At 29.3% G+C, this 15,334-nt stretch carries 12 protein-coding genes, 1 tRNA gene and 1 pseudogene; 4 read left to right on the plus strand and 10 right to left on the minus strand.

Annotation, left to right across the window (positions count from 1 at the left end):
* Positions 1 to 52: 52 nt before the first annotated feature.
* The 5 genes from ABY298_RS01175 to ABY298_RS01195 all read right to left on the minus strand — a co-directional run bounded on the left by ABY298_RS01175 (position 53) and on the right by ABY298_RS01195 (position 6,437).
* Positions 53 to 3,124: a type I restriction endonuclease subunit R gene (locus ABY298_RS01175; protein WP_372744154.1), complete on the minus strand. Its 3,072-nt coding sequence runs from the start codon at positions 3,122 to 3,124 to the stop codon at positions 53 to 55.
* A 527-nt stretch (positions 3,125 to 3,651) separates the two neighbouring features.
* Positions 3,652 to 4,158, minus strand: coding sequence for a hypothetical protein (locus ABY298_RS01180; protein WP_372744155.1), 507 nt, complete (start codon positions 4,156 to 4,158; stop codon positions 3,652 to 3,654).
* A gap of 44 nt (positions 4,159 to 4,202) precedes the next feature.
* Complete coding sequence (locus ABY298_RS01185; RefSeq protein ID WP_372744156.1) at positions 4,203 to 4,979, minus strand: hypothetical protein; 777 nt, start codon at positions 4,977 to 4,979, stop codon at positions 4,203 to 4,205.
* A gap of 1 nt (position 4,980) precedes the next feature.
* The gene (locus ABY298_RS01190) at positions 4,981 to 6,309 is read right to left on the minus strand and encodes a tyrosine-type recombinase/integrase (protein WP_372744157.1); all 1,329 of its coding nucleotides are present in this window, start codon (positions 6,307 to 6,309) and stop codon (positions 4,981 to 4,983) included.
* 55 nt (positions 6,310 to 6,364) lie between these two features.
* Positions 6,365 to 6,437, minus strand: a tRNA-Met gene (locus ABY298_RS01195).
* Positions 6,438 to 6,685: 248 nt separating this feature from the next.
* On the opposite strand from ABY298_RS01195, the gene era reads away from it, so the two are divergent.
* Positions 6,686 to 7,567, plus strand: a complete 882-nt coding sequence (era, locus tag ABY298_RS01200) for a GTPase Era (protein WP_372744158.1) — start codon at positions 6,686 to 6,688, stop codon at positions 7,565 to 7,567.
* 92 nt (positions 7,568 to 7,659) lie between these two features.
* Here era and ABY298_RS01205 read toward each other — a convergent pair whose 3' ends face one another.
* Positions 7,660 to 8,163, minus strand: a complete 504-nt coding sequence (locus ABY298_RS01205; RefSeq protein WP_372744159.1) for a GTP-binding protein — start codon at positions 8,161 to 8,163, stop codon at positions 7,660 to 7,662.
* Between the two features lie 120 nt (positions 8,164 to 8,283).
* Here ABY298_RS01205 and der point away from each other — a divergent pair, with 120 nt between their 5' ends.
* Positions 8,284 to 9,588, plus strand: a complete 1,305-nt coding sequence (gene der / locus ABY298_RS01210; RefSeq protein WP_372744160.1) for a ribosome biogenesis GTPase Der — start codon at positions 8,284 to 8,286, stop codon at positions 9,586 to 9,588.
* A gap of 45 nt (positions 9,589 to 9,633) precedes the next feature.
* Here the strand turns inward: der and ABY298_RS01215 are convergent, their stop codons facing one another.
* The 4 genes from ABY298_RS01215 to ABY298_RS01230 form a co-directional block, all read right to left on the minus strand.
* Positions 9,634 to 10,353, minus strand: coding sequence for a LytR/AlgR family response regulator transcription factor (locus ABY298_RS01215; RefSeq protein ID WP_372744161.1), 720 nt, complete (start codon positions 10,351 to 10,353; stop codon positions 9,634 to 9,636).
* Positions 10,350 to 11,414 (minus strand): sensor histidine kinase, encoded by a 1,065-nt coding sequence (locus ABY298_RS01220; protein ID WP_372744162.1) that lies wholly within the window; start codon positions 11,412 to 11,414, stop codon positions 10,350 to 10,352. The genes ABY298_RS01215 and ABY298_RS01220 overlap by 4 nt, the downstream gene beginning before the upstream one ends.
* Positions 11,415 to 11,547: 133 nt before the next feature.
* Positions 11,548 to 12,525: a Kelch repeat-containing protein gene (locus ABY298_RS01225; RefSeq protein WP_372744163.1), complete on the minus strand. Its 978-nt coding sequence runs from the start codon at positions 12,523 to 12,525 to the stop codon at positions 11,548 to 11,550.
* An 11-nt stretch (positions 12,526 to 12,536) separates the two neighbouring features.
* Positions 12,537 to 13,409 (minus strand): DUF6268 family outer membrane beta-barrel protein, encoded by an 873-nt coding sequence (locus ABY298_RS01230; RefSeq protein ID WP_372744164.1) that lies wholly within the window; start codon positions 13,407 to 13,409, stop codon positions 12,537 to 12,539.
* Positions 13,410 to 13,648: 239 nt separating this feature from the next.
* Between ABY298_RS01230 and ABY298_RS01235 the strand changes: the two genes are divergently transcribed.
* A complete protein-coding gene (locus ABY298_RS01235; protein WP_372744165.1) occupies positions 13,649 to 14,950 on the plus strand; it encodes a DUF4270 family protein in 1,302 nt (433 codons plus the stop codon).
* 18 nt (positions 14,951 to 14,968) lie between these two features.
* Positions 14,969 to 15,334: pseudogene (locus ABY298_RS01240) on the plus strand (hypothetical protein); the annotation flags it as partial.

The raw sequence follows: 15,334 nt of genomic DNA on the forward strand, positions 1-15,334 counted from the left end.
TTTACCTTTTACTTTCAACTGTTCGGAAAACCCGAACAGTTTCTTTTAATTTTTAAGCAACGTTTCCGTTGTATTCGTTTAAATATTCTTTTACTATAATGCGGTTAATGCGTTTTACATCAGCCGTATTAATTTCAATATGTTGTTTATTTTTAAATTGATTAACAATCAATCGCATTACCATTTTCTCTACATAACTCTCGTTTTCTAATATTTTTGAGTTTTGAAGAATTTCTTTATCTACATCCGTTTTCAATCCTTTTAATGCTTCAAATAATTTACGTTCGCTATCTGTTAATGGGTCTTTTTCCATTAAACGTTTATGAATGCGTGCGTATTTAGCATCGTAATCGTATTTTGCTTTTAACAATTGGTTTTCACGTTCCAGTTTTTTTGCTTTGTCATAAATGTCATTTAAGGCTTTTATGTTGGCTTCCATTTCTTCTTTGGTAACCTCGCTTAAATTTTTCTTTTTAAACAAACGTTCTAACTCTTCTTTTAACGATACAAAAATAGGATCACGAGGGTCAAAGTTACCACCTAACATTTCACGTGTTTTTTGTAAGATGTCTTTTAATTCATCTGCCAGTACCATTTCTTCTTCCTTGATTTTGGTAAAGGCAAAAATAACATCTTCTAACGCTGTATTTAAAATGTTCTCCGTTTCAACATTGTTTTCTAATGCTAATCTGGTGTTTATTAAACCTAATCTATCATTGGTTAACCTAGATAACACCGTTAGTTTTCTGAAGTCCAATTTCTCCAATAATTCAAAATTACCCGACAAACGAATTATGTTATACAATTCTTTTGCATTGTTTAAGGCTTTGGCTAATTCTCTTATTTCTGAACGTTCATTTATTTCTGAAATTTGCTCTCCAAAAACAGTTGCATTCTCCGTATTAAATTTGAAAAGCACATCTTTAATGATTTCAATTTCTTCTTGAATTTCTTCAGAAGATTTAAATAAATTGGAGTAATGTTCCATTTCATCACCCAATTCTGATTTTAACTCGTTAAAATAATCTTGATTGGTTTTATCAAACTCTTTTTGAATGTCGGCAAAATCAACCACATAACCATATTTATGTGTTTTGTAAGTTCTATTAACTCGTGTTAAGGTTTGCAGTAAATTATGGGATTTTATTTTACGACCTATGTATAGTTTTTTTAAACGCTTGGCATCAAAACCAGTCAATAACATATTGTAGACAAATAGAAAATCTATGTTCCCAGCTTTAAAGTTAGACACCCAATCTTTACGTTCTTGTTTGGTGCCAATGTCGTGTAATATTACTTGCGCATTGGTTATATTGCTTTCTTCTTTCTTTTTAGCTCCGTAACTTGTTGGTTCCTCAGCTGCTAAATTTAAAACAGGTTCTTCAGTAGATGCATAATTATTTTGAAAAATTTCAAACATCATTTTTGCCTGTTCAGATGAATCGCAAACCACCATACCTCCAATACTGTTATCGTTCATAGAAATTCTGGCTTGTTCCATATCTTTTACAATATAGTCCAACATTGGCTCTACAAATTTATGATGTGCATATACTTTTTTCTTTTCTGCATTGCCTTGTAAAATTTTAATTTCTTCTAAGGCTTTTTTTAAGGTTAACTTATAATTGGTTTCAATTTCTTCACGAATTAAACGCAATGTATAGCCATCTTTAATGGAAAGATTGTAGTAATATTTATGAATATAATCTCCAAATAAGGTTTTAGAATTATACTCTTTACCCAATAAAGGTGTACCTGTTAAACCAATTTTCACTGAATGTTTATCTGCAAGTTCTAAATTTGCTAAAAAACTTCCTTTTGGGTTATAGCTGCGGTGAACTTCATCTAAGAAAAATACACGTTGAACGTTTAAATTATAATCGTTGTTTTTTATAACATCAGGATCATCTTCAAATTTTTGAATGTTTACCACTGTAATTTCAGCCTTTCCAGAACTGTTGTGAATTACTTTCGTAGATTTTATATCTCTTGAAAAAGCCTCTTTGCTGCTTACCTTGTAAACTATTAAGCCACGTGCCGTAAATTCTTTAGCAGCTTGGTTTAACAAGTCTATTCTATCTACAATAAAATAAAACTTTGGTATGACATTCTGTTTTTGATAGTAGTCTGTTAAATGTTTTACATTAAAATAGGCTAAAGCTGTTTTACCAGAACCTTGTGTATGCCAAATAATTCCTTTTTTATTGCCCTTTTCCAGTGTGTCTTCTATTGCCTTTGTTGCAAACAGTTGCGGATAACGCATAATGTGTTTTTCCAATCCGTTTTCTTCTTCCACATAAGCGAAGGCATATTGTAAAATGAATTTTAATCGCTCTTTTTGAAATAACGATGTTGAAATGCTATTTGTTGGTGAATTGGGGTTTTTATTGGATAGAAATTCTTTTGAATTTTTGATACTTAACAGATTGGTATCTTTTAAAACAGTGTTTTCTTCCTCGTCTGAAATTGGTTTTAAAATTTTAGCTAAATCAAACTTTTTTTCTTCTCTGAAATAATTAAAAACTGGTTTAAAATAATTGGTGGTACTATAAAAAGCACCTTCTAACATCTGACTGTCTTCATCACTGTATTTCATATTGTTAGAAAACACCATTAGCTGCGTAAGATTGATGAATTTACGGAACTTTTTATTTTTAAAACGCATTTTCATTCGTCTATGTTCCGCTAAAATACCATCTCTATTGTTCGGTTTTTTGACTTCAATAAACACCAAAGGCATTCCATTAATTAATAGAATAATATCGGGTCTAAAGGTTTCATCATCTTTTTGGTAGGGTAACTCAGTTACAACGTGAAAGGAGTTATTTTTTTCAAAGTTTTCAAAATCTATTAGTTTAACACCAGACTGATCTATTAATTTATTGTAAAAAGCACGACCTAGATCTTCATTTTCTAATGATAAAGATACGTCATCATATACTTTTTTAAGTTCATTTTCAGAAAGTCCAGGATTGATGATTTGCAGTTGTTTATGAAACAGTTCTGTGAATATATTGGTGCTTTCATCCCAAACAGCATCTTTTAAAGACAAATAAGTATACCCTAACTGAATTAGGTGTAATATAGAAGGGATTTTTACTCTGGAGTCTTCGGTAAATATCATAAGCTTTTCATAAGCAATTATACTTTGATTGTCAAAGATGAATCTTGACAACTAAATAAGAGCTAAATGTAAGAATTATTTCTGACGTGTTTTAAAGTATTTTGAGAATTTGCAGCAATGAATTACTTTTAATAATTATGACATAATGAGTTGGGTTTGGACTATTTTTTATTGAGGTAATACAAATCTTTTTTTATTGGAGTTTTGTTATTTTATATTTTGGACTTAAGGAATTGGCTTTTAGAAAGTCTATTTCAAAAATTAAAATAGTTAAACTCATTTCAGAGCAATTTTGCTACATTATTTCAATAATCACCAGTGGTATAAAATTCACATAAGTGAAAGGTCTTCTATCTGACCGAATACTTTATTTACCCTATACAAATATTGAGTTTACTAATTATTATGAAGCGCATATATGTCCAGTTTATTAATTAATAAACTGGACATATATAATTAAACATTACCTATGAGATACTGATTACTTCCCTATATATAATAACCTATTAAAAAGCAATCGTTTTTTATTATTGCAAATCAAATGGAGGAAATTCAAAGCGTCTTTGACGTTCATCATAATAAACAATTTTTGAGGTTGCCATATCAAAATAAGCACGTCTTCCGTAAATATCTGGTGAAACATTATAGACTTCAAAGTATTGTTTGTTTATTAAATCTTCTAATTTTTTAAGATCTCCTTTAGTTGCAGGTTTATCCTCTTCTTTTGTAAATCTACTTTTCACAAATGCTGTTCCTGAATTAGCCAAAATTGTTCCTAAAGCTGCATTACTAATACCAGCTAAACTTACTTCTTCTATTTTAGTTGGTTTTTGTTCACTTTCAATACTTGACTGAACGATTAATTCCGATTTTTCAGATTGCAATTTTTGCGGTACTGTCGATTTTTGATTATGAATAAACCAATATCTGGATCTACAAGATGCTCCGCAAAATTTTTGAACACCTTTTCTTGTTGGTACATAATGTTCATTACATTGTAAACAAATTTCTGTGATTTTTCGATCTTTTTTCATATTTAAGCGTCAATTAAACGTATAATTGATGTATAATTTTATTTTTATGAATCCATTTTAACTTTAAAAATACTTGTCAAAATCATTCTTTCTATCTCTTCATCGTCAAGTTGAGGTCCTACTCGCTTTTTATTTTGTCTTGTACCAGATTTGATTTTTTGTTGTTCGCTATCTGTATCGGAAACTATTTCTTTCTTTTCGCTTTCAAGTATCGGTTTATCATCAACACTATTTTCATTTGATTGTGTTACCTGTTGATACCTCGAAATTAAGTCTGGAAAATATTCCATTACCAATTTTTCAGCAGTAAAGTAATATTCCTTTTCAATGTCAATTACATCTGTAAAATAATTGTTGATCTCTTTTGTGTGATTTAAAAGATACTCGTGTTGCAATTTATAGGATCCAATTAACGGAAGGGTTGAAACTTCTTTATGATATTTCTTTATATTTGAAACAAGCCAGTCTGTAATAAATATAAAAAACACTAATTGATCATAGTATTTTTGAAGCATAAATTCAAACTCGGCTGGTGAAATTTCTTTTCTTTTTTGTAGCAGTGAAATTAGATTGTTTTCAAGTAATGCGCGTTTTTCAAGAAGTTTTTTATTGATGGCTAATGTATCTTCATTATGTATTAAAAAAACACCCTTTTCAAGGTCGAATAAACTTAATTCATCAAAAAAGCTATCAGGTATATTCTCTTCCATTTGAGTTAAAACTTCCCCAGTTATTAATTCACTTGGTATATAGTATAAAAGATTGTCAAGAAGTACTCCAATCAAATCATTTACAAAAGAAATAGTCGTGTGTTGCTTCATCTTATTTTGTTCTAATTAAATGTGAATAGTCTGCTGGCAATTCAGCATCAATATCTCTCAAATATTTTTCCAATGCTGTCATAGAAGAATGACCTGTGATCAACATCAAATTACTTTTAGCTTCAAAAGGCGATGCGTTTTTAGCGATCTCTCTATACAATTTTGTAATATACGTATGTCTAAAACTGTATAATCCATAATCTTTCCCTAACCCGAAATGATCTTTCACCACTTTTTTAAATCGCTTACTAAAATAATCTCGTTTATTTTCATCCATAACATCCCATTCCTTCCCAATTCCTTCAGGTGAAAATAAAGAATGTGCAGTGTCTAAATTTGACAAGTCTGGTAACTCATCTATTAAAATATCAGGAATAATCTTTGTTTTTAAAGGGCTGTTCTTTGCTTTAAATTGAATTGTTTTATCAATTAAGTTGATGTCTCCAACTTTTAGTCGACACACTTCAATAGGTCTTAAAAAATTAAAAGATATAAACTTTATGAATAACAATAATGTAGGATCCACTTCCTTTAAATGGTTAAAGATGTTTTCTTCAACTTGGCTTGTATAGGTTTTATTCCGTTCAGGTATGGCCTTTAGAACAGGAATTTTCTTTATGAAGTTTGTTGCAATAATTTCATTGTCCTCCATCGTTTGCATTAAACTACTTAAATCTATTCGATAGTTATTTCTACTACGTGCGCTGGTTTTTTGAAGTACTTCATTTAAAAATTGAACTACTACGTTTTTGGTTAACTGGTTTATATGGGTTATTTCAGGATAATTTTCAACAATATATTCTTGCAGTAATTTTACCCTGCTTGAATATCCAGAATGTGTTCTAATTCCAACTGTTTTTTTCTTGATTAATAGTGCAAATTGGAAAGCCTCTTCAATAGTTTTATGTTTTTCTTCAACAGTTTTTTGTTGAATAGAAGCACTATTTTGTTCAGCAATGAAAGTTTCAGAACTTTTGGAATTTAGTGCGTTCTTTTGCTCTTTACTTTTTTGATGAAATTCATTATTATCTTCAAACGGATTGTATCCTTTTTTTAATACTTCTTGGATTTTTTTACAATACGCTGATAAAACAAATAAACGATCTTCTTTTGTTTTATACTTATGTGCTTCTCCATAAAATGGAGTGATCCGTTTTAGTCTTCCAGTTTTCGGATTTCGGTAAGAAAAGTACACATACCAACGTTTGCTTAAATCACCATTGGCTGTGTAAATTTTGGGGTTAGAAAAATCTTTATTCATTGGCAAATCGTATGCAAAATCGTATGCACTTTCGCCTTCAAAGATAATTAATTCGTTCAAATTAGACATAAAAAAAGCAGTTTAGCGAACACTAAACTGCGATTTGTAAGGATTTGTACCTTAGTAGCGGGAACAGGACTCGAACCTGTGACCTTCGGGTTATGAGCCCGACGAGCTACCTACTGCTCTATCCCGCGATTTGGATTGCAAAGATACAACTAAATTGGAATAAAACAATTTTTTTATTTATATAATTAAACTTTTTTATCTTTTTAAAATCACATTAAAAAAATACTCCCATCTAAACTTATGAATAACAAATAGCTACGGTATTTACGCTCCTATATAAAGTACTTTATAAAATGGTTAAATTGCTAATTTTTACTTAATTTTTATTTAAATAAGAGCTAATTGAACTAACTTTGCCGTTTTAGAGCAATAAAATATGGCACATAAAGCAGGTTTTGTAAATATTATTGGAAATCCTAATGTTGGAAAATCAACATTAATGAATGCATTTGTAGGTGAACGATTATCAATTATCACTTCAAAAGCACAAACAACTCGTCACCGTATTTTAGGAATTGTGAATGGAGAAGATTTTCAAATTTTATTTTCCGACACACCAGGAATTATAAAACCTGCTTACGAGCTTCAAAACTCTATGATGAATTTTGTGAAATCGGCTTTTGAAGATGCCGATGTGTTAATTTACATGGTAGAACCAGGCGAAAAAGAATTAAAAGACGAACAATTTTTTAATAAAATTAAGCATTCTAAAATTCCTGTTTTATTAGTAATTAATAAAATAGACACTTCATCTCAGGAAATAATTGAGGAAAAAGTATTGTATTGGAAAGAAAAGGTTCCAAATGCTGAACTGTTTGTAATTTCTGCTTTAGAAAATTTTAATGTTGAAGGTGTTTTTAATAGAATTATAGAATTATTACCAGAATCGCCAGCATTTTATCCAAAAGATCAATTAACAGATAAACCAGAACGCTTTTTTGTAAACGAAGCTATTCGTGAAAAAATATTATTAAACTACAAAAAGGAAATTCCATATTCTGTAGAAATTGATACTGAAGAATTTTTTGAAAGTGATAAAATCATCAAAATTCGTTCTGTTATTATGGTAGAACGAGAAACTCAAAAAGGAATTATTATTGGCCATAAAGGCGCTCCTTTAAAACGTGTTGGAACAGAAGCTAGAAAAGATTTGGAGAAATTCTTCGATAAAAAAATTCATTTAGAATTATACGTTAAAGTGAATAAAGATTGGCGAAATGATAAGCGTCAGTTACGTAGGTTTGGGTATAACGAGTAAATTTTTGTTACTAGCCCACACTTAAGAAAAGGAACTTTTTTCAGAGCTTACTCTCAATGCTAAGTACCTTTTCTTATTTACGCCTTTGTAAATTAACTATTCAAGGTTTTCATCATAAATTGGTACAAATCGTCCATTTGTTGGTTTCCTTTGCTTTTACCAATTCTACCTAAAAAATACATCAAAATCCAAACTGCAGGTAATCCTAAAACCATTATTAACGCAAAAGAATTATCGGTTTTTAAACTCCACTGCACGTAAGCCATTACAGAAAAACCAATAAAAGCAACGGCTACTGCAAAATGAAAAAACATAAAAAGTGTCCAAACTGTAGGTTTTGGGCCAAATAATCCTTTTACAATTGTTTTACCATCTTCAACTTTTTCAATTTCAATATTTAATTGTGGCGACCAAAAATAATTTTCTTCTTTTGGAATATCAATTACCACATGACCATCAACTACTTTTACGCAATAGTTACAATCTCCTTTGTTTAATTTATTCTTAAACTTAGAAATTAAAACAGCATCACTTTCTTTAAATTCCATTTTAAATCTAGGTCGTAAGTGAATATTACTATTGGTTTTTGCAGTCATAAACTATTAAAATTAGTTTTGAAATATACACAAAATTATCAAATGACTAATTTAGAGCGATTAATACTTAAAATACCAAAATAAAATTATGTAATTTTGCAAAAAATTATAAAAATAAGAATGAGTAATATAGTAGCCATAGTAGGAAGACCAAATGTTGGAAAATCAACATTGTTTAATCGTCTAGTACAGCGAAGAGACGCCATTGTTGATGCCGTGAGCGGGGTTACCAGAGATAGACATTACGGAAAAAGTTTTTGGAACGGTAAGGAATTTTCAGTAATTGATACTGGAGGATATACAGTAGGTTCTGATGATATTTTTGAAGAAGAAATTAGAAAACAAGTTAATTTAGCCATTGAAGAAGCAGATTATATTGTATTTGTAGTTGATGTAGAAGAAGGTATTTCGCCAATGGATGAAGAAGTTGCTAATCTACTTAGAAAGGTAACAAAACCTGTTTTTATTGCAGTAAATAAGGTAGACAACGCTATGCGTGATGCAGATGCTGTAGAATTCTACAATTTAGGCTTAGGAGAATATTACACCATTTCATCTATTAACGGAAGTGGAACTGGTGAATTATTAGATGCTATAACGGAAGAAATGGAAGCAACTGTAGAAGAAGTTACAGAACTACCTAGATTTGCTGTTGTTGGTCGTCCAAATGCTGGAAAATCATCTTTTATTAATGCATTAATTGGTGAAGAAAGAAATATTGTTACCGATATTGCCGGAACAACACGTGATACCGTTGATACAAAATACAATAGATTTGGATTTGAGTTTAATTTAGTTGATACTGCCGGAATTAGAAAAAAATCGAAAGTAAAAGAAGATTTAGAGTTTTACTCGGTAATGCGTGCCGTAAAAACTATTGAATTATGTGATGTTGCTATAGTAATTATTGACGCAACCAGAGGTTTTGAAGGGCAAGATGAGAACATTTTTTGGTTAGCTGAAAAAAACAAAAAAGGAATTATTATTTTAGTTAATAAATGGGATTTAGTAGAAAACAAGGAAACTAATACTATGCGTGACTTTGAAGCCCAAATTAGAAGAGAAATAGCTCCTTTTACTGATGTGCCAATTATATTTATTAGCGCACTTACAAAACAACGTATTTTTAAAGCTATTGAAACTGCTGTTGAAGTTTTTGAAAACAGAAAGAAACGTATAACAACAAGTAAATTAAACGATACTATGTTAGGGATTATTAAACACAATCCGCCACCATCTAACAAAGGGAAATTTGTAAAAGTAAAATACTGTATGCAGTTGCCAACACCAACGCCTCAATTTGTATTTTTCTCAAATTTACCTCAATATGTAAAAGAACCATATAAACGCTTTATTGAAAACAAAATGCGTGAAATTTTCGATTTTAAAGGTGTTCCAATTGTAATTTATTTCAGACAGAAGTAATAAAAATAAAAAAGAGAGGTTTTCACCTCTCTTTTTTATTTTTGCTTATCCACCAATCATTTTTAAAAAATCGTCTTTATAATTATTTCCTATTGGTATTCTAATAGTATCTATTAATATTCTATTGCGCTGTACTGAATGGATATATTTTAACGAAACAATATAAGAGCGATGCACTCTTATAAATAAATTTGCCGGAAGTTTTTCTTCAATTTTTTTAAAACTACTTAACGTTAATATTGGTTTATGAGAGGTTGAGAAAATTTTTATATAATCTTTTAGCCCTTCAATATATTTAATATCATCAAAATTTATTTTAATATTTTCGTAATCGGATTTTACGAAAATAAAATTACAAGCATCGGTTGCAGGAACCGCAGGCTGAAGTAATTTTTTACCTCCTTCTTTTTTTAATAAAAATATTTCGTGAGCTCTGTTTACCGCTGTTAAAAACCGATGAAATGGTATAGGCTTTACCAAGTAATCTACAGCATTTAAATTAAAACCTTCAATGGCATAATGTGAATATGCCGTTGTGAAAATAAACAAAGGTTTTACATCTAAAGATTTTATAAATTCAATACCCGAAAAATCAGGCATTTCAATATCGGTAAAAATTAAATCTATAGTGTTGTTTTTAAGAATTGAAATTGCTTCAATACCATTTGAACAACTTGCTTCTAAATTTAAAAAAGGTACTTTTGATACAAAATCTTCTAACAGTTCTACTGCTAAAGGTTCATCATCTATAATTAAACAATTCATTTTTTCTTTAAATTTAGTACTAATTCTACAGTATACAATTTCTCTGATTCCTCAATTTTTAAGGTATGAGAATTAGGATATAATAAATTTAATCTACCTATAATATTTTGCAACCCAATACCAGAACTTTCTTTATTTTTTTGATTTATGGAAATATAGTTATTTATATTTAAAGTAAGTTGATGATTTTCAATTGAAATTTGAATATTAATACTAGTTTTACCAGTATAGTCTGTACCGTGTTTAAATGCATTTTCTATAAATGAAATTAACAATAAAGGCTCTATATAATGCTCTAAACTACCACGAACATTAAACCTAACACCACTAGAATCTTTTAATCTTAAATTTTGAAGTGCAATGTAATTTTTTATGTAATCTACTTCTTTTATTAAAGATACATATTCTCTATCCGTTTCATATAACATATAGCGCATTAACTCTGATAATGTTATAATAGCTTGTGTTGTATCATCAGATTTTTTATTTGCTAAAGAGTAGATACTATTTAGTGAGTTAAATAAAAAATGTGGATTTAATTGGGCTTTTAAAAACGAAAGTTCTGTATTAATTTTTTCTGTTTCTATAAGTGCCTTTTGCTTTTCATTTTTATACCATTCAGAAACTAATTTTACAATAGCGCCTATTGAAAATAAGAGAATACCAAATAAAATTTGAACTCCCATAAATACATTTTTGTTGGGTCCAAAATTTTTACCTCGTAGGTTAGGGTCAACCAAATCTCCAGTTCTATTCAACATTTCAAGAATAATTTCTCTTGGTGGAACCAACTGATCTTTCAAAAAATTTAATAGAAATATAAAGGCTGCCGAAACTACTACGTACAATACTATTTTTTTATTTAGAAGTAGTTTTGGAACTAGTAAATAAAAATTTAAATAGAATACTAGAACATCTAAAAGCATTCTAATATAAAACTGTATATCTCGAGGGAAAACTTGAAATTTATTATAAAAAGTTAATAAACCTATTAAAAGCATTAACATCCAACATAAAACGTGAATTATAATTGGATTTATATTTCTAATATTTCTTTTCAATTTAAACTAGTAATTGGCTAATATAGAAATTAGTCTTTTAACATTAAGTTTTCTATTTGTTGATGATACTATAAAATAATAAGGAGCTATACCATATTAGTGTACAACTCCTTATAACAATCAAACTTATTTTTTAGTCTTCGTCGTCACTTTCTTCCAATGGTCTGTATTCCCAATTGTCATCAAAGTAATAACTACCGCTTCTACCCATTAATACAAATGCCTTGTCAGTAAAAGTAAAAGCATTTGCGTCTTGTCTTGCACTTCCTTCAAAATTTGGTTCTTCATCCCACTCATCTAAAATTGGATCATACACCCAAGTATTTGTAGAAATTCCTGAAGATTCACCTGTTGCAACATATCCTAAACCATCTAATGTAAATGCTACACCGCTTGAAAGTAAAACGCTATAATCTGCATCATCATCATCTAAATCTGTTAATCTAGTCCAAGTAGATCCATCAAAATAGTAAAAGTCATTTTCATATGCTCCATTTCTTAAACCAAATCCTAAATAAACTTTATTGTCTAATGTAAAAGTTAAAGCGTCTTTTCTTTTATTACCACCAAAACCTACTGATATAGACCAAGAATCTGTAGCATCATCATAAACATAAAAATCTTTTAATTCACTTCCGTCATATCCAGTACCAATATAACCTTTACCTCCAATAGAAAAACCAACAGCACCATATCTTGCAGTACCTAAAAAATCGGCTTTTTGAGTCCATTCATTTGTAGCTGGATCATAACACCAAAAATCTTTTAGTCTATTACTTCCATCGTAACCTGTTCCAATATACCCTTTACCGTTTAATTCAAAACCAACAGCTCCGCTTCTTGCTACACCAGGAAAATCTTTTAATTGCACCCAATAATCACCATCTTTATCATATGCCCAAAGATCATTTAAATAGTCGTCTCCATCATATCCAGTTAATAAATATCCTTTATCACCAATAACAAAAGATACAGCATTACCTCTTGCATCTCCATCAAAAGATGAACTTTCTACCCAGTTACCGTATTCTGTATCATCATCAGAACAAGATATACTTATTACCGCAATTAAAATTGTTAAACATTTTAAATACATTTTTTTTGAAATCATAATCTTATTTTTTAACTTTTATCATTTAACAAATTGAATTTTAAACTAACTCCTGCACTAAAATTATTTTTAGTTTTAAATTCATACACACTATTCTTATTTTTATCTAATAATTCATAATCCGATTTTAATTGGTAACCTGCATCAAACACAATTAACCAATTATCATCTACACAATGACTAAACTGTAGCCCTGTAACAAAAGATTGAAATTGTACCGATTCTACATCATCATCTACATTAACCACTAAATCATTTGCAATATTTGCATAAAACCCTTTTGGTTTTACAAACATACTAAACTCATTTGTATTGTTCACTATATAAGATAATTCTGTAATTGGAAAACCAACACTATATTTTAAATTATCATTAATAGCTCCATCAACAGTTATAAGCGGAATTGGTGAATGAAAACCATAAAATAAATTACGAACAACTCCAAAATGTATGGTATTATTATTAAATTTCTTAGCAAAAACAACACCGCCATCTACAAAAAAATCATCAAATGTAAGCGATGATTCAAAATTTGATGCTACAGTTGGTGCAATATTCACATTATAACTCCAACCATTTACTATCTCTTTTTTTAAATTTAATGAATATGCTATAGATTGAAACAATTCAATACCTAATGGTTCTTCTTCTAATTTTTCACTATCATTATAAATTACCCTATTGCTAGTGTATTTTAAACCGTTTATTAAAGATCCATTTTTAAGTTTTACAGCATACTTAAAAGCAACGTTAGAATCTTGAAAACCAACAGTATTACTTGTGCTTGGAACATACTTAAATTCCGTAACAAACAGGTTTTCTTGCTGAGAAAATACAACCGAAGAACCCATACATAATACCATTAACAAAACCCTAAAAAACATTATTTTTTTTAAAAATTCTCTTCAAAAGTATTTAGTAATTCTCTATCTAAACCCTAAAATAGACCAAACCGCCTATTTTATCTACTTAAACTAGTTTACTATCTACAAATACTAAAACATTTTGATTATTAAGGATTTAACATTTTCTTAACGCTTTCATCTATACAATTCAGCCATTCATCTATTTTACAATGCTAGAATTAATGTGTTAAAATACCTTTACCCAAAAAATATATTAAATGAAGAATTATATTGCTCTATTTTGTTTAGGGTTTACTTTTTTAATTTCTTGCAACGATGATTTAACAACGTATACTGTTGGTGAAGATTTTTTAGATAACAACACAAATCTTATAGTTACTGATACTGTCTCAATTTTAACTTCTACTATTCAACTTGACTCTGTATCAACAACCAACCCAAGTAGATTATTAATTGGAACTCTTCAAAATCAGGATTTTGGAGTTTTAAAAAGTCAACCTTTTTTTAATTTACTAACTTCAAACTATGATATTGACAATGATGCAACCTACGATTCTATTGCCGTTATTTTATATTACGACAGATATTATTATGGAGATACTACAAAAATTCAAACACTTAAAGTACACGAGATAATTGAAAATTTTGATCCTAAAAATGATGATGATGATAATTATTACAATACAACATCTTTAGAATACAGCGATACTGCTTTAGGTGAATTGTCTTATATACCTTATCCTAATCAAAAAGATTCTATTTACATTAGGCTAAACGATACATTTGGAAGTGATTTATTTGATAAACTACAATCCAACACTTATAATAATGATGACGATTTATACCAAGCTTTTAAAGGACTTACAATTGTTCCAGATGGAAATAGTAACGTTGTTTTAGGTTTTGGAAAATCTACTATGGTAATGAGAATGTATTATACCATTGCAGATGAAACAAATGAAGATAGTGATTATTACAACGATTTTAGTATACAAAGTTCTACGAGAAGCTATAACCAAGTAACCAGTAATAAAGCAGGTACTATTTTAAGCACCTTACAATCTTATACCGATATTTTAAGTACCACAAATACAAATAACTTAGCCTACATCCAATCCGGAACGTCCGTAAATATGCGGGTGGAATTTCCTTCAATTAGAAATTTAAACGCTTTAGAAGATAATGGTACAACCCTTGGAGCTTCACTAAAATTTTATCCAACACTAAAAAGTTACCAAGAAAACTATATAGGAGCAGATTCATTAGCGGTTTATATTATTACCAAAAAAAATAAAATAGTACAACAATTATATGACACAGGTGGAAACTATGTTTATGCTAAACTTAACACATCAACCGATGAGTTTGATTCTAAATACTATTACACAGCAGATTTAACATATTTTGTTGAAACGGTTTTATCAAGTAGTTATGATTTAGAATATTCTTTGCTATTTCAATTTCCCAATAACAATAATAGCGTAAATAAGATTAATATTTATGATGCTGAGGACCCCGATTATCGAATGAAGCTCACACTTACTTACTTGCGCTATTAATTACAAATTTTGAAAAACATGAACAAAATAACTATTTCATTTATAGTTTGTTATATCACAACTATTTTTATATCACAAGCCCAAAGCGATTTTAGTTCTCCTTATTCCTTATTTGGTTTAGGGCAAGACAATACAAGCAATTTTGGCGGATATACTGCTATGGGGAACACAGGTATTGCAAGTAAAAATTTATTTTCCATAAACAAAGCTAATCCAGCATCAATTACATCAATTGCCTCTAAAACCTTCTTATATGAAATTGGTGTTAGTGGCACAAATTCTAACAAAAAAACTACTAATTCATCTCAAACCAATACAGATTTTAATGTCTCTCATTTAGCAATGGCTTTTGAAGTAAAAAACTATTGGAAAATGAATTTTGGT

This window comes from Lutibacter sp. (genome assembly GCF_041596795.1).
GTDB lineage: Bacteria > Bacteroidota > Bacteroidia > Flavobacteriales > Flavobacteriaceae > Lutibacter.